Origin of the sequence: Frankia sp. CcI49 (assembly GCF_001983215.1) — a bacterium.
GTDB classification, from domain to species: domain Bacteria; phylum Actinomycetota; class Actinomycetes; order Frankiales; family Frankiaceae; genus Parafrankia; species Parafrankia irregularis.
Genome location: NZ_MOWP01000019.1, coordinates 138770 through 157247 on the forward strand (window position 1 = coordinate 138770; position 18478 = coordinate 157247).

An 18478-nucleotide genomic window follows, 5' to 3' on the forward strand; every position below is an offset into this window, starting at 1 on the left:
AGTGCCACACCGGACCGCTCGCCCGGCATGTCCATGGCGCGCTCGATCCGCTGGTGGCTGGGCGGTCTTCGAACCGGCGCGCTGGCAGACGTCATCGCGACGGGCGGCGGTGTTGATGCGGGTCCGCCGCTTTGGGCGGTGGCCGAGATGACACTGAATTTCGTTCAGTATGGAGAGGGATGGTTGTCCGGTGCTTGCGCTGCTGAACAAGGAGCAGGAGCTGCTCGCCATGACCATCAGGTCCATGCGCCCCGTCCTCGGAGTGTCGGGGCCAAGAGATCTCGACGACTTCGACCACCGGCGTGCCTGGGACTCGCTGGTGGAGGCGGGCCTGCTCGGCCTGCGCCTCCGCTCGGACGACGCACCGCTGGGCAGCGGGGTGGACGCGATGATCGTCGCCCGCGGCCTGGGCGAGATGCTGTGCCCCGCTCCGTTCGTCCCGGCGCTTCTGGCGACCGAGCTGCTGCTGCTGGGTGGTGAAGCAGGCGAGCTCGCCGAAGCGGTCGCCGCCGGTGACGTGACAGCAGCCGTACTGCTGCGCCGCGACCTCGGAGGCCTGGCGACTGCCGACGACCTCGAGGGCGCGGTCCGCTGGGGAGACGGGGAGGTCGGGCTGTGCATCGGTTCGCCCGGGACTTTGGCGAGAGTCACCCTGTCACCGGTCGAGCGCCACGGTTCGACCGGTGACATGCTCTTCCCGCTCGAATCGCTGCCCCCCGACGGAGCGATCGAGCGGAGTGGGCGCATCAGTGCCTCGGACCACGACCGTTGGATGTCGCTGGCCATCTCCCTGGTCTGCGCCGACGCCCTCGGTTCGATGCGCGCGGCGGTCGACGGGGCGATCGAATACTCAAAGACACGTGTCGCGTTCGGCGCGCCCATCGGTTCCTTCCAGGCCATCCAGCACATGTGCGCTGACGCGGTGGTCGTCTGCGAGGCGACCGATGCCGCGATCAGCTACGCCGCCTGGGCCGCCGACGAACTCGACGCCCCGGACGCGCGACTGGCCGCGTCGACCGCCAAGGCGTGGCTCGGACACACGGGTCGAGAGGTGACAGAGATCGTCATGCAGGTTCTCGGTGGCGTCGGCCAGACGTGGGAGCACCCGGCCCACCTGTACACGCGGCGTGTGATCGCCGGAAGCTCCCTGCTGGGCGACGCCGATGGCCATCTCGACCACGTCTACGACGCGAGGGTGAGGCAGCGCTAGTGGACTTCCGTGACACGCCGGCCGAAGCGGAGTACCGGCGCGCCTTGGCCGACTGGCTGCGCGCCTTCGTCGCGAACCACGACGCGGCACCGAGCAGCCGTGAGTGGCAGCATGCGCTGTACGAGGCGGGATACATAGCGCAGACCTGGCCCGAGGAACAGGGCGGCAAGGGTCTCTCGCCGGTCTACGACGTGATCCTCAACGAGGAGGTGGCCCGGGCCGGCGCCCAGGCCATACCGCCCAACGTCAACTATCTGTGCCGCGCGATTCTCGAGTTCGGCACAGAGCAGCAGCGGGACCGCTTTCTCCTACCCACGCTGCGCGGCGACATCCAGTGGTGCCAGGGCTTCAGCGAGCCGGGCGCGGGGTCGGATCTCGCGGCCCTCACCACCTCTGGCCGCTGGAACGGCGACGCGTGGGTCGTCAACGGGCAAAAACTGTGGACCAGCGGGGCGAGCGATGCCGACTGGTGCCTGCTGCTCGCCCGGTCCGAGCCCGATGCCCCGAAGCACCAGGGCATCTCCGCGTTTCTCATCGACATGACGAGCCCCGGGGTATCCGTCCGTCCGGTCATGACCGCCGATGGCGAAGCCGACACCTGCGAGACCTTCTGGGACGACGTCGTGGTACCGGCCGACTGCCTGCTGGGCAGTCAGGGCGACGGTTGGCCCATCGCCATGTGGGCGCTGCAACTCGAGCGTGGTCCCGCCGACCTCGGCGTGGTTCCCAACCTGCTCAACAGTCTTGAGGACCTCGAACGGATCGTCACGTCGAGTGGGCTGGACCGGCACGAGCGGATCCGGCGTACGCTCTCACGGGCCTACATAGATGTCCAGATTCTCCACCTGTACTCCATTCGGCAGGTCTCGCTTCGCGCGGCCGATCGGGCTGAGGGACCCTCCGGGCCCGCGGCCAAGCTGCTGTGGGCACGCRCCGCGCAGGCGGTCGGGCACGCCTGGCTGGACGCGCTGGGGGGTCTGGCAGTCACCGGCGCCGAGTCGGACCGAGCGGTCCGGGAGTACTTCCACTCACGGCCTACGAGCGTCTACGGGGGGTCCGCACAGATCCAGCGCAACCTGCTCGCCCAGCGGGTACTGGGGATGCCTCGAGCAGACGCCCGGCGTTGAGCGATCGTCCCGCACCACGCCAATCGGCGGTTTCAGCAGTGGTCGCGGGCGGGCTGGGTGTGGCCGAAGCTGCACCGAGACGGACGAACGCCTCGTGCGCCGTGCCAGGCAATCCCCAGCGTTGCGGCGATCCGCGTGACCGGGACGAGCCAGTCCCCGCATAGACGGCCGATCGTCCCGCGGCCCGGCGGGACATTCCCGGCGCACGGGAGCGACACCCAGTCACCACGGCGCGTCATGATCTGAAGGCGCACCGACACGGTTTCCAGTGAACTGTGCGGAGCCRGTTTTCATGGCCCATTTCAGCACTTATCCGGGAACTGACTGCGTAAGCGTGTTCCGGCCAGGAGTGGCTCGGACCGGCTTGTCGCCGCTGGCGTCAGCGGCGGCAAGCCGCAGCGCCGCCACCAACTTGGACCCATTTTCCTGGAACCGCGAAGAGGGTACAGCCAACGTCACCGCGGCCACCACTCCGTCATTCTCCAGAATTGGCACGCTGGCGCAGGTCAGACCGACGACATATTCGTCCCTGCCCACCGAGACCCGGTCCCGCCGGATCCGCTCGAGGTCACGGTTCAACTCGGACCGGCTCGTGATCGTCGCCCGCGTCAGCCGACGCAGCTTCAGCCCGTCGAGTCGCCGCTCCTGTACCTGCGGATCCGCGAACGCAAGCAGGAGTCGAGCGCTCGTGCGCGCGTGCAGATTCTGCGAGTAGCCCACGACGAGCCCTGAGACGCGCATGACATGGCTTCCTTCGACCACCTCCAGGATCCGTACCTCGCCCTCCTTCCAGGCACTCAGATACGTGGTCTCGCCGGTTGACTCCGCCAGCTCGCGCATCGTCGCTATGTAACGTTCCGGGCCGCGGGCTCCGCGCCTGATGCCGTCGGCGACAATCCCAGCCATTGGACCGAGCACGTACCGCGATCCTTCCTTCGTGAGGATTCCCTCGACGGCCAGCGAGTTGAGTAAGTGGTACGCGGTCGGGAGCGAGAGCGAGAACTGCGCCGCAGCGTCACGAGCTGACAGCCCTCCGTTCATCGCAACGGCGACCAGCAGCCGCGTCGCGCGTCGGGCGGACTGGATCGTCGTAGCTGCGCCCCGACTGGCCAGAGAGCTGGGATCGACAACCGCCGCCAGGGGCTCGGCGGGTTCCGGGTGGGCCGATAAGATTGTCATAATATGAAACTCTACTTCAGCTGTTGACTCCGACGCAAGCTGCCAGCATGCTGCAAACCAGAGCCTGTTAGCTGAGYAGACGGCGCGGGAAACCTACTTCTCAAGCTCGCCAAAAAAGTCGACGAGGGCCGTGCTGGAAACGGAACGGGCATTGGCGATAATCGACTTCGACCTGTCCGCGTGCGGCACCAAGAACAACAGTTTCTGCATGCCCTTGTGGTCCCGCTGCCAGGCAGGGGATCCCTGGGGTCGACAGCAAGGAGACGACGACGGATGGCTGAATCAACGAACTCCGCAGCAGTCGAGATTCCGCCGATCATCTCGGTTGATGACCATGTCGTCGAGCCCCGGGATTTGTGGCAGAGGTGGCTGCCGGCCCGTTGGCGGGACGCAGGTCCAAAGATCGTCCGAGGGCCGTACGAGATGGTCCCGGAGGGCGAGATCTCTCGAGCGGCACGATCGGGCTGGAGCGCGTTCCGGCCGGCTGCGACGGGGCCGGAGACAGACTGGTGGCTCTTCGAGGGCGACATTTCGGCGACCCTGCTCGGCAACGCCGCGGCAGGTCTGCCGTCGGAGGAGGTCGTTCCGGGGCCGATCAGCTACGACCGGATGAGGCCCGGGTTCTACTCGGTCAAGGAACGTCTCGAGGACATGAGCATCAACCACATAGAGCGGTCGATGTGTTTCCCGACCTACCCACGGTTCGCCGGGCAGCGTTTCCTCGACGCCAAGGACAAGGATCTCGGCCTGGCATGTGTTCGCGCCTACAACGACTGGATGGTCGATGAATGGTGCGGGGACAGCGGCGGTCGACTCATCCCGCTGTGCATCGTGCCGCTGTGGGACGCAGAGCTGGCCGCGATGGAGGTAAGGCGGAACGCGGAGCGCGGCGTCCGTGCGGTCGTGTTCACCGAACTTCCGTCGGCTCAGGGCCTGCCTAGCATCCACGACGCCAACGGATACTGGGATCCGTTCTTCACCGCGTGCAACGAGACCGGGACGGTGATCTGCATCCACATCGGATCGTCCGGACAGGGACAGATGACCTCCGACGATGCCCCGTTGTGCGTGCCGATCGCACTGACGACCACGGCGTCGCAGTTTGCCATGGCCGACTGGCTGTTGTCGGGCAACCTCGTGAGGTTCCCCAATCTCAGGATCGCCTTCTCGGAGAGCCAGATCGGCTGGATGCCGTTCCTCTGGGAGCGCCTCGACAACCTCTGGCACAAGAAGAACTATCATGACGACTGGAGCCCGCTGATCACCCAGCCGCCCAGCAGCTACGTCCCCGGCCACATCTGGGGCTGCTTCTTCGAGGACGCGTTCGGGATCAAGGCCAGGCAGGACATCGGCATCGACATGATCACGTTCGAGTGCGACTACCCACATCAGGATTCCAGCTGGCCGAACACGAAGACCTACGCGGAGAAGGTGCTTGCAGGCCTGAACCCGACGGAGATCTTCAAGATCGTCCGTGGCAACGCGATTGAGATGTTGCAGCTCGAGCCCCACCTCACGGACGTCCAGGTGAAGAAGCATTAGCGCCATGGGTGTCGGATATCGCGTCCGCCGCCGTCCGATCCCGCCGATAGAGGCGAACACAACCTGGTTTGACGCGGGACCGCTGCGAATCGGCGTCGAGAGCCGCCATCTCGATGACGAGGTGCTTCGACAGGCGTACGGGAATGGGCCTTCAGACATTCACGTGGATGACTGGGGAATCTCGATCCACGTCTGCGGTTCCGTTTCCGGAAGCGAATATCTTCGGTTTGACTGTTTCGAGGACGAGCCGCACTATCATTACATTCACCCGACGGATGACTTTCAGGTCTGGGTGCCCTTCGACGAGGGGCCAAACGGCCCGATGCTGGACTGGGCCCTCGGCTGCCTGGCGAACCGCACGCAGGAAATGCTCAGGCGCTCCGGCGGAGCATACCTTGCAGATTTCGTTGATCTGACACGACTGGGCGAGACATGCGCAGCCGTTGCGCGACTCGCTCGCTCCCTGAACAACGCGAAGGTGAGACCGGAAGTAGCTGCATGAGTGGCCTGCGCGATGGCGTGGATGGCAGTTCAGATCTTTCCTTTGGGCCACAGGACTGTCATCCGCGAGATACGGAAGGGGGCAACAGTCTTAGATGGTTGACCCGCTGCCGGCGAACCTGCTTGCTTGTACCAATTGAAAGACTGTTCGGGACTGTTCTGGAGTTAGTCGAGATCGGAGATTGCAGATGGCCAGGCTTCGACACGTCGCGATCAAATGCGACGATCTGCACTGGGCTTCGAAGTTCTACTCCGCTTTGTTCGAGATGGAGGAGGTGGGCCGCGCCGGCGACGTCGACAAGTCGGGCGCCATCTATCTGAGTGACGGCACGGTCAACGTCGCGCTCATCAAGGTCGATGATGACTATGTAAACGGCAAGCCCGAGGGTCTCAACCATATCGGCCTTGTCGTCTCCGACATGGACTCCGCTGTCCAGCGAGCGAGGAGCCTCGGAGTGGAGATGCTCGTGGATCCGGAATCCGAGAACGCTGGCGTCACCTGGGAGATGAAGATGCGGACGCCCGACGGCGTCTACTTTGACTTCTCGACCCATGGCTGGCCCGGAATCTCCGGGATCGACGACTGAGCTCGGCCGTCGGCGACGATTTCGGCGAACTCGGCTCAGGCCTGGATCTTCGAGCGGGCGCCCCGCGGTGGCACTGCATCCACCGTCTTCAACAGATTTCAGACGTTGCCATGCGATGAAGGAGGACGCTCGTGGTCGGCATGGTGTACAGCCTTCCGCCACAACCACCTGTCGCCGAGAACACGCACCTGCATCCGGCCGGGGCACTCACGATCGGCGTCGAGTATCGCAATGTCGACCCGGCGGCGCTCGAGGAGACCTACGCCGACAACGAGGCCCTCCTCACGGAGCTTCGGGAGGCATCGCCGGACGGCGGATTCACCGATGAGGGTGTGTCCATCCATGTGTGCGGTACGGACGACGGCTATGAATACCTGCGCTTCGACCTGTTCGATGACAAGCCGCACTACCACTATATCCGCCGGGATACCGAAGGGTCGGAGATCTCCAACCGGGTCGTCGAGTTCGACACGGTGGCGGGTGGCAGCATGCTTCCTTGGGCCGTTGAAAGAATCAGGACGCGCTTGGCGCCGATGCTCATTGAAGCTGGCGGTGGTTACCTTGTCCCGTTGCTGGACGAGACCCTGATCGCCTCGGCGCTGGACAACGTGTACCAGGAGGCAGACGCCGTCCAGCGCGCCAGAGCCCGGCAGGGCCGATCGGCAGGCTGAACATCGGCTCCGGCCCATCGATCATATTGCATGCGGCCCGAACGGCGCGGGAACGCTCGACTTCCCGTTCCCGGCGATATCCTGCCTTCGGTGCAATTAACAGGCGATCCTTGCGGCTTTGGGTAGGCACCCTGCTCCAACGCCCGCCAGATGAATTGTTGCATTTCGAGAAACACTCAGTTTTTCATGTTCGGCCTCTGGAAGGTCGRCAGGGAGGTTTTGGCGTGTCCGAGTCCAGCGTCGACGGCTACGAGAAGCGGATCGCGGACCTCGAGGCTCGGCTTCAGGAGCTCGAGGACGTGCGGGAGATCAACGAGGTGTTCCGCCGCTGGCATCATGCATGTACAGGTGGGTTCAATGGCATCCAGGCGGGACGTATGGAAGCCCTGGAAGTTCTCACCGATGACGCGACGATCGAGATCCAGGCCCTGCATGAACCAGGGAAGGGCCCGAAGGGTCGCGAGGAGTACACCAGGTACTGGGACTTCTACTTCGGCGACCCCGGTCCGCTGCCGTATGTGTTCCAGACCAGCCTCGACCAGCGCATCGAGGTCCACGGCGATACCGCGGTGCAGTACTCGAACCAGCTCGGGATCTTCCAGTCCCGCGGGGCCGCGCCGATGCTTAGTCTCTCGCGACGGGTGAACTACCTTCGTAGGACCGACGGCGGATGGAAGATCTACAAGACGACCGGTGACAGCGCGTTCGCCACCACGCTGGCCGACCTCAACGGTCCCCTCAATCCGCTCCCCCCCGAGGAACAGCGGGTGCAGTGGACCTACGGCGGCCGGGCCGAGGTCGATCCGATGGCGCCGCTCAAGAACCACTGAGAGGCTGAGGACGCTGGCCCAGCATTCTGACCGTATACGGATGGTGCTGTGTTCTGGGACGCGTCCTCTGGGCGCGATCCCGTGGCCGTCGGCTTCGGCACCGTCGGCCACGGGCTTCCTGGTTGGGCCAGTGCCCGGCAGGTTTGCGCGCGACCTGTCGCGAACCTATGGGGCCGGATCGGCGGAGGCGGTGGCGGGCTGTTGCAGGGAGGCCAGGACCGGGGACGGGGCGTGGTTCGCCCAGCCGGTGCCGGGCCAGTTCAGCCAGCCGGAGGAGGCGTAGGTGCCGCCGTCGGGGTGCAGGGTCGTGCCGGTGAGGTAGGACGACAGGCCCGAGGCGAGGAACACGACGCAGCCGGAGACGTCCGTCGGCACACCGGCGCGGCCCATCGGGATGCCCACCTGCAGGCCGGTGGGTGTCGAGTAGGCGCCGTCGCCGCCGACCATCCGGCGCATGTTCGGGGTCGGGGTGAAGTCCGGGGCGACGTTGTTGACCCGGATGCCGTCCGGGGCGACCTCCACGGCCAGGGTGCGGCCGAACTGCTCGACAGCCGCCTTGGCCGCCGAGTAGACCGCGAAACCGGGGGCGGCCCGGTGCGCCTCGATGGTCGTCAGGTTCACGATGCTGCCGCCGCGACCGCCGGCCTGCATCCGGGGGACGGCCAGCGAGCAGGCGTGCAGGACGTGCATGAGGTTCAGCCGCAGCAGGGCGTCCCAGCCCTTGGCCCGGGTCTCGACGAACGGGGCGCGGAACGTGCCGCCGACGACGTTGACCAGGGTGTCCACCCGGCCCCAGGTCTCGTCGACGGCGGCGAACAGCCTGTCGAGCTCAGCGGGGTCGCGGGAGTCGCCGTGGTGGACGATCGCGTCGGCGCCCTGGGCGGCGAGGGAGTCGCGCAGGGCCTCGACCCCGGCCGGGTCGATGTCCAGCACAGCTACCCGCACTCCGTTGGCGGCCAGATCGGCGGTGATGGCACCGCCGAGGCCGCCCGCTCCACCGCTGATGACGGCGACACTGCCCGCCAGACCACTGCGTTCCTCGAACCAGCCCACGCCGGGTTCGCCTCCGTTCGGATTCTGGATCTCGACACCTGCCGGGTGGTTCAGGGGATCAGGGTCTCGCCGAAGGTCTCGATGAAGCTGATGGTCTCGGCCGCCGACCGGGTGTGGGAGGAGATCACGACCCAGGTCACGCCGGCCTTCTCGATCTCGGCGAGGGCCTCGCGGTGCCGGTCGGCCTCGGCGGTGATGCTGGTTTCGGACGGCACCCCGGAGTAGGAGTACGAGACGTCGATCAGGTCGGTCCGGCCGTTCGCCGCGGCGGTGTCGCGTATCTCGCGGATCATGCCGGCGAGGTTGTCGAGGGAGCCGATGGACACCGTCCGGGCGGTCGTCGACAGCTCCGGCCCACCGGACATCGCCATCCAGCCCTGGGCGCGGGCCGCGACGCGACGCCGGCTCAGTTTGGAGTTCCCGCCGATCCAGACCGGAATCGGGTCCTGGACCGGCCGCGGGCGGGCGATGACGTTGCGGGCGTCGAAATGCAGGCCCTGGTAGCTGAACGGCTCGCCTTTCCAGTGCAGCGGCAGGACGTCCAGGATTTCGTCGAACAGCGCGTTGCGCTCCTCGAAGTTCACGCCGAGGGCGTAGAACTCGGACTTCTGGTACCCGGCACCGATACCCAGGGTGAAACGGCCGTCGGAGATCTTGTCGACGGTGGCCGCGGCCTTGGCGAGCAGGAACGGATTGCGGTAGGGCGCGACCGACAGGTGGGTGAGCAGCCGCAGCCGTTCGGTCGCGGCGGCGACATAGCCGAGGCCGACGAACGGGTCGAGGCTCTGGTGGCCGCCGTTCTCCAGCCAGCGGGCGCCGGGAACCGGGTGCTCGGTGAGGGAGAGCGCGTCGAAGCCGGCTCGCTCGGCGGCCTGGGCGACGTCCCGCAGCGGCCCGGGATCGAGCATGTCGCCGTCGGTACCTGACGTCTCCGGGTAATGAAAGATGAAGCGCATCGTTGTCGTCACCCTGTTCATGCGTCCCGCGCGGGCCGGACCTGGGCCGGCGTCTCAAACCTGTCTACCAGAAGGTAGACACGACAGTCAGAAATCCGGCTGGGGTACCCCTTCCGCAGCGGCCCTCCCGGGCCATACTCGCTGGTGGAGCGCCCTGGATCAGGGCTGGAAGCGGTAGCCCATACCCGGCTCGGTGGTCAGATGGCGGGGGCGGGTCGGATCCGGCTCGAGCTTGCGACGCAGCCGGTTGATGTAGAGCCGCAGCGACGACGTGTCGTCGGAGTAGGTCGGGCCCCAGACCCCGCTGACGAGCGCGCGGCTGCTGACGAGCTTGCCCGCGTCGCGTACCAGCGCCTCGAGCAGCCGCCATTCGGTCGGCGTCAGGTGCACCGGCGGCGCTCCGTCCTCCCGGGCGGTGACGGACCTGGCCGCGAGGTCGACCCGGTAGTGGCCGACGTCCACCGCCGGCCCGGCCTCGCTCGTGGAGGCGCGCCGTGCCACGGCTCGCATGCGGGCGAGCAGTTCCTCGACGGAGAACGGCTTGGTGATGTAGTCGTCGGCGCCGGCGTCCAGGGCCGCGATCTTCTCCGGCCCGGACGTCCGGCCGGACAGGACGATGATCGGCACCCTGGTCCAGCCGCGCAGGCCGCGGATCACGTCGAGACCGTCCAGGTCCGGCAGGCCGAGGTCGAGAACGATGATGTCCGGCGGATGGGCCGCGGCCTGACCGAGAGCGTCCCCGCCGTCGACGGCCGTGCGGACGTCGTACCCCTTGGCACGCAGCGTGATCCGCATGGCCCGCAGCAGCTGCGGCTCGTCGTCCACGAACAGCACCCGAACCCGCGCCCGCGGCTCGGACCCGTCGCCCATCCATCAGCTCCCGTCACGTGCCAGTTCGCCACAGCATGCCAGGTTGGCGACCCGGCCGGCGGCGGTCACCCATCTGACAGGCGGCGCTGGACGGCACTGGACGGCACTGGTCCCGGCACCGCCTACCATCCCAGAAAAACTACTGATAGTAGTCATCCATATTCGGGGAGGATCTGGTGGAGGTCACGACAAGAGCGCGGGCGCGCATGCGCCTGCGGACGACGGGGTTCGGCGTGCTCGCCGCGTTCTGTTCCCTCAGCGCGCTCGATCCGCTCGCCGTGGCGCGGGCCGATCCGGGCGCGAGCTACTTCGGGGACCACTTCGAGCTGGTGGCGCTGGCGCTGCCCGCCGGCCTCTCCGCCGGCAACGCCAGCGTGGTGAACAACGACGGCCTGATCGTCGGGCTGGCCTGGGCCGACAACGGGAGCCCGCAGGGCGTCGTCTGGCGCGACCGGGTGCCCGTCGTGATCCCGGACAGCCTGCCCGTCACCGTCAACGACGCCGGCCAGGTCGCGGGAAACCAGTTTCCGTCGGACGCGCCCAGCCGGGGCTTCCTGTGGGCGAACGGGCAGCTCACCATGCTGGCACCGACCTCGCCCGGCCCCGGCCGGTTCAGCACGGTCAGCGCCCTGGCCCCGGACGGGACCGCGATCGGTGTGAGCGGCTCGGACCTGGCGGGGTCGGAGATACCGGGCCCGAACACCCGGGCGACGGTCTGGTACGGCGGCGTGGCGACGGACCTGGGAACCCTGGGCGGCACGTGGAGCAGCGCGGACCTGATCAACGACCGCGGCCAGGTCGCCGGGGTCAGCGCCACGGCGACCGGCGATCAGCATGCCTTCCTGTCCGCGCCCGGGGGCCTGCGTGACCTCGGTACCCTCGGCGGGCGGTACAGCTACCCGATCGCGATCAACAACCGCGGCCAGGTCGTCGGCATGAGTGACACCCCCGACGGGCACGGTCACGCGGTCCTCTGGGAGGACGGGCAGATCATCGATCTCGGCGTGGCACCCGGCTTCGGCGACAGCGCGGCGATCGGCCTGAACGACCGCGGCCAGGTGCTCGTGGAGAACTACGGGACGGCGGGCACCGGCGTGGACAGCCAGGCCCCGGCGTTCCCGGCGAGCACACCGTCGGCGTACGTGTGGACGGCCGGGCAGCGCCAGTACCTCACCGGCTTCGGTGGTGACACGATCTCGCCCCTCGAGATCAACGAGGACGGCGCCGTCATCGGCTCGGCCACCACCCCGGACGGCGTCGCGCGGCCCTACCTGTGGTCCGACGGGGTCGCGCGCGACATCGGCGGTCCGGGGACACTGGCGTCGGGCGTCGTCAGCAGCCGCAACCGGCTGGGTCAGCTCGTCGGCTTCACGACCCCGCAGAGCGGGCGCCAGGTCCCCCTGTTCTGGCAGGCTGACTGACCTTTTCGTAGCCGCGGTTTCCGCCGCTTCCGCCGTCCCCGCCGGCGCTGCCGGCCGCTGACCCGGCCGGCGCCGGCTCGCCCCCGGGACCACGCCCCGCGTCGGTGCGCTCCGCACGGACGCGGACCTGGGCGTCGGGGTTCGTCCGGGTGACGGCGCGGGCCTCGGCACGGGTGGCGGAGTCGGCACGGGTGGCCGAGTCCGCAAGGGTGGCCGAGTCCGCACGGGTGGCGGGCGGGCCGAAGGGGCCCGCGGCGAGGCGGGCCGGCTCACCGCGGCGGCGGGCCAGGTACCACCGCACCGACGTGTCGAGCCAGCGGCGGGCCCGTCGCAGCGCCGGGACCTGCATCGCCCGATGCGCCTGGTAGCTCCACGGCGGCTGGTCGCTCTGGCGGGTCGCCATCGCGTACGCGAACTCGACCGGGTCGGCCCCCGTCGCACCCACCGCCTCCCGGTCGAGCAGCGCGTCCACCCGTTCGAACCAGGACATGCTGGTCCGCGCCCTGGCCTGCAGCGGTTCGAGGGCCGCGTGGCCCTCGTGGTCGAACTGCGCGAGCGCCGGGGCGACCGCGCCGTGCTCGTGGAGCATCTGCGCGAGCATGACCCCGTCGATCATCGCCAGCGTCGTGCCCGAGCCGAGGGTGAAATGCGTCGTGTGCGCGGCATCGCCCAGGAGCACCGTGTTGCCCACCGACCAGTGCTGGTTCCTGACCTGCGTGAACCGCTGCCAGCGTGCCGGCCGGCGCGGGTTGTCAGTCAGGCCGTGCCCGGCGAGCGGCACCGCGAAGATGTCGCTCAGGGTCCGCAGCATCTCCGGGCCCGACGAGATCGCGAACCCGAGCCGTTCCCAGGTCCTCGGCGAGCACTCGACGATGCAGGTGCTCACGTCCGCGCCGGAGGGGTAGGCGTGGAACCACACCCAGCCGGACGGGGTGCGTTCGAACGCGAACGTGAACCGGTCGAAGTGTCGGCGCGTGCCAAGCCAGATGTACTGGTTCGCCCCGACGTCCGTCGAGGTGCCGAACCGGCCGTCGAACATCGATCGCACCCGGCTGTTCGCACCGTCCGCGCCGACGACGAGATCAGGGGCGGGGCGCGGCTCGTCCCCGGGCCGCGTGCCGGCTCCCCCGCGCCAGCCCAGCGCCGCCAGGTCGGCCAGGTCGGTGATGTCACGGCCGTGCTCGACGTGGATCCCCAGCTCGATCGCCCGCCGGGTGAGGATGTCGAGCAGGGCCGCGCGCTGCACGCTGAACCCGTAACCGGCGAACTGCGCGACCCGGCCGGGCCCCAGGCTGATGTCCTGCTCCTGCCACAGGGTCGACGCCGCGCGGATCTCCCGCGCGCTCACCGGGTCGTTGCGGAACAGGACGTCGAGCAGGTTGTCCCAGTAGACGACCCCCCAGCCGTAGGTGGCACCCGGCGGGTCCCGGTCGATGACGGTGATCTCGTGGCCGGCGTCGCGACGTTTCGCGGAGATCGCGAAGTACAGCCCGGCCGGCCCCCCACCCACACAGACGATCCTCACACGGTCCCCCTGCCCTAGACGTGGACGACTCCCCCAAAGCTGTCCCGGAACGACGACTGCCCGGAACAACGAATGCCCCGAGAACGACAACAGCCCCGAGAACAACGACAGCCCCGGGAACGACAAGGGTCGTGCAGCTCGGAGGAAGGTCCACCGACCTGCACGACCAGGAGCGGGTTACCCGGGCTGGGACCCGCCGCGGGGCTCAGTGGCCCCGGGACTCACTCACTTCCTCGGGCGAGTGGCGGTCACGGTTGCGGATTCGGAGCTCACCAGCCCCAGCCACCGCCCCAGCCCCAACCGCCACCCCAGCCCCAACCCCAGCCACCGCCCCAGCCCCAACCCCAGCTGCGGCCCCAGCCCCAACCACCGCCGCCACCGACGAACACGAAGACTCCCCGGGTGACGTCCCGGAACGAGCCCTGAGGTGCAATCGCGGGCGCTTCGTACCTGGCCTTCATGACCTACCCCTTCCGTCCGAGCTCTCGTGCGTCCGGCCCTGTTGGTCCGGCTGCCGAGTCGATCCGGCTGCCGGCCTGGTCCGGCTGTCCGAGCGCGCCTCGTCCGGCGCGGATCTGCCGGACAATCCGTCCGCCCGCCTGGCTCATCGGCGTCAGGCGAGTGGGAGCACCCGTCCGAGCTTCATCGTGCCCCGCACCGGTTCAGTGACGGTTCAGCCACCATGCGCTCATCACACGTCCGCCGCGGCCCGGTTGGGAGGGACCGCGTAGCGGTACGCCGGACTACACGACCCGTGCCCTTGCCATGCCCGCGTCGGCGYCGCTGCGGTGGCCGCGGGGTCAGGAGTACGCAGATGAAGAACTCGCCGACCATCGCCCGCCTCGTCCGCCGGACCGAGCAGTGGCGCCACGCCGGTCCCGAGAACGCGCCGCCCAAGGAGGCGCCGGTGCTGCGTCCGAGGGCGTTGACGTCGGCCGACCTGATCGGGGACGGACGGCGACGGCCCAAGGTGATCGTGGTCGGCAGCGGATACGCCGGGCTCGGCGTGCTGCAGTACCTGGAGGCGCGGCTCCCGGCCCACGCCGCGGACCTCGCGCTCGTCTCCCCCGTGGACCATCTGCTCTACACGTCGCTGCTTCCGCAGGTGGCCGCCGGCGACATCGAGCCACGCCACCTCGCGGTCTCCGTCCGCGGGACGTTGCGCCGCACCGTGTCGCATCTGGGGCATGTGACCGAGATCGATCCCACCGCGCGCAACGTCACCGTCCTGAGCCGAGCCGGTGTCCCGTTCACCCTGGCCTGGGACAGGCTGGTCCTCGCGCCCGGGGCGCACACGCGGACGTTCGACATCCCCGGCCTGGCCGAGTTCGGGCTGGGGATGAAGAACCTCGCGGAGGCGGTCTTCCTTCGTGACCACGTGCTGCGCCAGATGGCCTACGCCGACGCGGCCGTGCACGAGGCCGAACGCCGGGCGCACTGCACCTTCGTCGTCGTCGGCGCCGGGTACACCGGCACGGAGCTCGCGGCGCAGATGCGGCGGTTCACCATGAAGGCGCTGGCGCAGTTCCCGCGGCTGCGGTCCGACCAGGTCCGCTGGCTGTTGCTCGACCTCGCCCCGAAGGTGCTGCCCGAGCTGGACGAACACCTCGGTATCGGGGCGTCCCGGGTGCTGCGGGAGCGGGGGGTGGAAGTCCGGCTGAAGACGTCGGTCCAGCAGGTGCGCCCCGACTCCGTCACGCTCACCAGCGGCGAGGCCATCCCGACCCACACCCTGGTCTGGTGCGCGGGTGTGACCCCGAACCCGCTGGTGAGTTCGTTCGGCGCGGAGACCGTGCGGGGGCGGCTGGTCGTCGACGAACGGTTCCGGGTGCCGGGCCACGCCGGTGTGTTCGCCCTGGGCGACGCGGCGGCCGTACCCGACTCGACCCGGGGCGGTGTCCCCGCGGGACAGACCGCGCAGAACGCCGTGCGGCAGGGCACGGCAGCGGGCCGCAACATCGCGGCGTCACTGGGCTACGGGGCGATGCGTCCCTACCATCACCGTGACCTGGGATTCGTCGTCGACCTCGGCGGGGCCGACGCGGTCGCCAACCCGCTGGGCCTGCGTCTTTCGGGCGTGCCGGCGGCGGTGGTCACCCGCGCCTACCACCTGCTCGCGCTGAAGGCGGGTACCAACCGGGCCTACGTCGCCGCGGACTGGATCCTCGGTGCCCTGATGAAACCGCGGACGGTCCAGCTCGGTTTCCTGCCGCCGCCGCACGCGACGATCGCCCAGGTCGAGCAGACCGAGCTGTACCAGGCCTGACCCGACATACCAGGTCTGACCCGATATACCAGGCCGGACCGCGCATGTCGGCCGGACCGCGGGCCCGGATGACGGGCGGCAGGCGCAGGATGCCGGCGGCGGACCGGTCCCGGCCCGCCGCCGGCTCACACCGGCTCACACCGGCGAACCCGATCAGGCCTTGGCGGCCTCGGCGCGGGCCAGCACACCGACGTCGGACTGGTCGGTGAACAGCCCGTCGATGCCGGCCTTCAGGTAGGCCACCTGCTCGTCGATGCCGCGGCCGAAGTCGCTCACGACGGTGCCCGAGCGCAGCTCGGCCGGCAGGAAGGAGTTCTCGGCCCGGAAGGTGTAGGGGTGCAGCAGCAGCCCCACCGCGTGCGCGTTCTTCACGAGCGCGGTCGGGGTGCCGAGCTTCCCGTCCACGACCGGGATGACCATGGACTTCTCCGGCCCGATCCCGTTGGCGTAACCCGCGATCTTCTTCAGGCCGTCCGGGGTGATCAGGTCCGCGTAGGTGCGCGGGTCACCGGCGGCGACCAGGTCGTAGGGGGCACCGCTGGCGCTCAGCAGCTGAACGGCGTTCGTCCGCAGCCCCTTGCGGCGCAGCTCCTGCAGGTTCGTCGTCTCGAAGGACTGGACGAACACCGGCGCGGTGCGCGAGTTCAGGCCGTTGCGGCTGAGCAGGTCCAGCAGCCGCTGCTCCAGGGGCAGCCCGGCCTTCTGGAAGTAGGTCGGGTGCTTGGTCTCCGGGTAGATGCCGATCTCCCGGTGCAGCTCCGCGGACAGGCGCTTACGCAGCTCGATGACCTCGGCGAGGGTCGGGATCTCGAAGCGCCCGTCGTACATCGTGTTCTCCTGCCGGATCGCTGGCAGGCGCTCCTTCGCGCGCAGCGTCTTGAGCTCGGCGAGGGTGAAGTCCTCCGTGAACCACCCGGTGACGGAGACGCCGTCCAGCAGCTTCGTCACGCGCCGGGAGGCGAACTCGGGGTGGTCCGCGACGTTCGTGGTGCCGCCGATCTCCGGCTCGTGCCGGCAGACCAGGTGACCGTCCTTGGTCGGCACCAGGTCGGGCTCGACGAAGTCGGCGCCCATCCGCGCGGCGAGCTCGTAGGAAGCCAGCGTGTGCTCCGGCCGGTAGCCCGACGCACCGCGGTGCCCGATCACCAGGATCCGGTTCCGGCTCGGCGACTGCCCGCCCGACGACGAACCGCCACCCGACCCGGAGGACCCGGCCGAGGCGGCCGACGCCGAGGCCACGACCAGGGGCGCGGCGGCGAGACCGGCGATGAGGCCACGACGGCCCACGCCACGCCGGGGTTCCACCGACGGCTCGCCGGACCCGTCCGTGCCGGCAGCATCCAGCCCGCGAGGCTCCACAAATCCTCCAACGCGGCACCGGCGTCCGTCGCCGGCGGCGCGCCACCCAGCGAAGCAATCAGGGAAGACGAGGGAACGGATCAGACGTTTCTTTTCGTGGTCGGGCGGACGTCCAGTGCGCTAACCGATGCCGACGCACGGACAACGTGCTAACCCGGGGCGCCCGGAAAGCAATGATCAGGCGACGTTCCGGTGAACACCCGGCGCGCTGTCGCGGGGCCGACATCGAGCCCTTCGCCCGATGTATGACGATCACGCCGTGCGCCTGACCCGCGTGACCCGTGTGATCGGACCCGCGCTGGCGGTCCTGCTGCTGGCGGGCGTCGCCGCGCTCGCGATCGTGCCGCGGCTGCGCCCGGCCGGCGACGACAAGCTCGTGACCGTCCACGCACTGGTCGGGTCGGAGAAGCGGTCGTTCCTGACCGACCCCGAGGTGGTCTCGGTGCTGGCCAGGGCCGGCTACCGGCTGGTCGTCGACACCGCCGGCAGCCGGGAGATCACGACCCGGACCGACCTCGACAACTACGACCTCGTGTTCCCGGCGAACACCCCGCAGGCCGACCGCATCAAGCAGGCCCGGGGCCTGACCCGGTCGTACTCGCCGTTCTACTCGCCGATGGCGATCGCGACCTTCCGCCCGATCGCCGACCTGCTCGCCCGCGCCGGCGTGGTCCACACCGACGGCCCGGTGGCCACCTTCGACATGCACGCCTACCTGAAGCTGGTCCGCGACCACACCCGGTGGTCCGACCTGCCGGGAGCCGACGCCGTGTACCCCACGGACCGCTCGGTGCTGATCGCCTCGACGGACGTCCGCACCTCGAACTCGGCGGCGCTCTACCTGGCCCTCGTCAGCTACGTGGCGAACGGCGACGAGGTGGTCACCGACCGCGCCGCCGCCGAGCGGCAGGCCGAGTTCGCGGCGGGCCTGTTCGAACGCCAGGGCTACCTCGACAACTCGACCGCCGAGCCGTTCGACGAGTTCCTCGCCATGGGCATGGGGAAGGCGCCGATGGTGATGATCTACGAAGCGCAGTTCCTGGAACGGGTCCGGGCCGCCGACGGCTCGATCCGCCCCGACATGCTGCTGCTCTACCCCGAGCCGACCATCTTCGCCCGGCACACCGTCGTACCGCTGACCGACACCGGTGACGCGGTCGGGAAGCTCCTCTCCACCAGTCCGGACCTGGTCCGGCTGGCCATCCGCCACGGGTTCCGCCCCAGTGACCCGGCAGCCGCCGCGCAGGCGCGCGGGCAGGGCGCCGCGAACGCGGCCTCGGCGCCGCCCGAGCTGGTGAACACCGCGGAACCACCCAGCCAGGAGATCTCCGACCTGATGATCGAGCTCATCGCGGACGCCTACCGGACCGGCACCGGATGA

The 18478-nt window shown here is 69.0% G+C and carries 17 protein-coding genes; 10 read left to right on the forward strand and 7 right to left on the reverse strand.

The genetic code is table 11. The features are described from left to right. Positions 1-190 precede the first annotated feature (190 nt). The gene (locus CcI49_RS18645; protein WP_054570258.1) at positions 191-1210 is read left to right on the forward strand and encodes an acyl-CoA dehydrogenase family protein; all 1020 of its coding nucleotides are present in this window, start codon (positions 191-193) and stop codon (positions 1208-1210) included. Beyond that, positions 1210-2337: an acyl-CoA dehydrogenase family protein gene (locus CcI49_RS18650; protein WP_076828127.1), complete on the forward strand. Its 1128-nt coding sequence runs from the start codon at positions 1210-1212 to the stop codon at positions 2335-2337. Before CcI49_RS18645 ends, CcI49_RS18650 begins: the two co-directional genes overlap by 1 nt. 309 nt (positions 2338-2646) lie before the next feature. Here the strand turns inward: CcI49_RS18650 and CcI49_RS18655 are convergent, their stop codons facing one another. Next, positions 2647-3516, reverse strand: a complete 870-nt coding sequence (locus tag CcI49_RS18655; RefSeq protein WP_083473803.1) for an IclR family transcriptional regulator C-terminal domain-containing protein — start codon at positions 3514-3516, stop codon at positions 2647-2649. A gap of 273 nt (positions 3517-3789) precedes the next feature. Between CcI49_RS18655 and CcI49_RS18660 the strand changes: the two genes are divergently transcribed. The 5 genes from CcI49_RS18660 (at position 3790) to CcI49_RS18675 (ending at position 7647) form a co-directional block, all read left to right on the forward strand. Continuing rightward, positions 3790-5058 (forward strand): amidohydrolase family protein, encoded by a 1269-nt coding sequence (locus CcI49_RS18660; RefSeq protein ID WP_076828130.1) that lies wholly within the window; start codon positions 3790-3792, stop codon positions 5056-5058. Positions 5059-5062: 4 nt separating this feature from the next. Then, positions 5063-5560, forward strand: coding sequence for a hypothetical protein (locus tag CcI49_RS41590; RefSeq protein ID WP_131831127.1), 498 nt, complete (start codon positions 5063-5065; stop codon positions 5558-5560). Positions 5561-5747: 187 nt separating this feature from the next. Beyond that, positions 5748-6146 carry a VOC family protein gene (locus CcI49_RS18665; protein ID WP_054570262.1) on the forward strand — a complete coding sequence of 133 codons (399 nt, stop codon included), beginning with the start codon at positions 5748-5750 and terminating at the stop codon, positions 6144-6146. Positions 6147-6277: 131 nt separating this feature from the next. Then, the gene (locus CcI49_RS18670) at positions 6278-6817 is read left to right on the forward strand and encodes a hypothetical protein (RefSeq protein ID WP_054570263.1); all 540 of its coding nucleotides are present in this window, start codon (positions 6278-6280) and stop codon (positions 6815-6817) included. Positions 6818-7041: 224 nt separating this feature from the next. After that, positions 7042-7647, forward strand: a complete 606-nt coding sequence (locus CcI49_RS18675) for a nuclear transport factor 2 family protein (RefSeq protein WP_076828132.1) — start codon at positions 7042-7044, stop codon at positions 7645-7647. Between the two features lie 165 nt (positions 7648-7812). Here the strand turns inward: CcI49_RS18675 and CcI49_RS18680 are convergent, their stop codons facing one another. The 3 genes from CcI49_RS18680 to CcI49_RS18690 all read right to left on the reverse strand — a co-directional run bounded on the left by CcI49_RS18680 (position 7813) and on the right by CcI49_RS18690 (position 10526). Beyond that, a complete protein-coding gene (locus CcI49_RS18680; protein WP_054570265.1) occupies positions 7813-8700 on the reverse strand; it encodes an SDR family oxidoreductase in 888 nt (295 codons plus the stop codon). 50 nt (positions 8701-8750) lie between these two features. Then, positions 8751-9656, reverse strand: coding sequence for an LLM class F420-dependent oxidoreductase (locus CcI49_RS18685; RefSeq protein ID WP_054570266.1), 906 nt, complete (start codon positions 9654-9656; stop codon positions 8751-8753). Positions 9657-9815: 159 nt separating this feature from the next. Continuing rightward, complete coding sequence (locus CcI49_RS18690) at positions 9816-10526, reverse strand: response regulator (protein ID WP_054570267.1); 711 nt, start codon at positions 10524-10526, stop codon at positions 9816-9818. A 176-nt stretch (positions 10527-10702) separates the two neighbouring features. Here CcI49_RS18690 and CcI49_RS18695 point away from each other — a divergent pair, with 176 nt between their 5' ends. Further along, entirely contained in the window at positions 10703-11947 is a 1245-nt protein-coding gene (locus tag CcI49_RS18695) for a hypothetical protein (protein ID WP_131831128.1), read from the forward strand. Here the strand turns inward: CcI49_RS18695 and CcI49_RS18700 are convergent. Together CcI49_RS18700 and CcI49_RS40660 are read right to left on the reverse strand one after the other, a co-directional pair. Next, entirely contained in the window at positions 11895-13457 is a 1563-nt protein-coding gene (locus CcI49_RS18700; protein WP_054570269.1) for an FAD-dependent monooxygenase, read from the reverse strand. The genes CcI49_RS18695 and CcI49_RS18700 overlap by 53 nt on opposite strands. A 284-nt stretch (positions 13458-13741) precedes the next feature. Then, positions 13742-13933 (reverse strand): keywimysin-related RiPP, encoded by a 192-nt coding sequence (locus CcI49_RS40660; RefSeq protein WP_076828136.1) that lies wholly within the window; start codon positions 13931-13933, stop codon positions 13742-13744. A 353-nt stretch (positions 13934-14286) separates the two neighbouring features. On the opposite strand from CcI49_RS40660, the gene CcI49_RS18710 reads away from it, so the two are divergent. Further along, entirely contained in the window at positions 14287-15738 is a 1452-nt protein-coding gene (locus tag CcI49_RS18710; protein WP_054570270.1) for an NAD(P)/FAD-dependent oxidoreductase, read from the forward strand. Positions 15739-15891: 153 nt separating this feature from the next. On the opposite strand, the gene CcI49_RS18715 is transcribed toward CcI49_RS18710, so the two are convergent. Then, on the reverse strand, positions 15892-17043 hold the full coding sequence (locus tag CcI49_RS18715; protein ID WP_083473826.1) for a glycerophosphodiester phosphodiesterase: 1152 nt from the start codon (positions 17041-17043) through the stop codon (positions 15892-15894). A gap of 295 nt (positions 17044-17338) precedes the next feature. On the opposite strand from CcI49_RS18715, the gene CcI49_RS18720 reads away from it, so the two are divergent. Beyond that, positions 17339-18478 carry a hypothetical protein gene (locus tag CcI49_RS18720; protein ID WP_054570271.1) on the forward strand — a complete coding sequence of 380 codons (1140 nt, stop codon included), beginning with the start codon at positions 17339-17341 and terminating at the stop codon, positions 18476-18478.

What these genes read in the sequence shown, in the direction of transcription:
- CcI49_RS18720 (WP_054570271.1), top strand. Translation starts at nt 17,339, where the DNA reads ATGTATGACGATCACGCCGTGCGCCTGACCCGCGTGACCCGTGTGATC.
- CcI49_RS18685 (WP_054570266.1), bottom strand. Translation starts at nt 9,656, where the DNA reads ATGCGCTTCATCTTTCATTACCCGGAGACGTCAGGTACCGACGGCGAC.
- CcI49_RS40660 (WP_076828136.1), bottom strand. Translation starts at nt 13,933, where the DNA reads ATGAAGGCCAGGTACGAAGCGCCCGCGATTGCACCTCAGGGCTCGTTC.
- CcI49_RS41590 (WP_131831127.1), top strand. Translation starts at nt 5,063, where the DNA reads ATGGGTGTCGGATATCGCGTCCGCCGCCGTCCGATCCCGCCGATAGAG.
- CcI49_RS18690 (WP_054570267.1), bottom strand. Translation starts at nt 10,526, where the DNA reads ATGGGCGACGGGTCCGAGCCGCGGGCGCGGGTTCGGGTGCTGTTCGTG.
- CcI49_RS18710 (WP_054570270.1), top strand. Translation starts at nt 14,287, where the DNA reads ATGAAGAACTCGCCGACCATCGCCCGCCTCGTCCGCCGGACCGAGCAG.
- CcI49_RS18655 (WP_083473803.1), bottom strand. Translation starts at nt 3,516, where the DNA reads ATGACAATCTTATCGGCCCACCCGGAACCCGCCGAGCCCCTGGCGGCG.
- CcI49_RS18660 (WP_076828130.1), top strand. Translation starts at nt 3,790, where the DNA reads ATGGCTGAATCAACGAACTCCGCAGCAGTCGAGATTCCGCCGATCATC.
- CcI49_RS18665 (WP_054570262.1), top strand. Translation starts at nt 5,748, where the DNA reads ATGGCCAGGCTTCGACACGTCGCGATCAAATGCGACGATCTGCACTGG.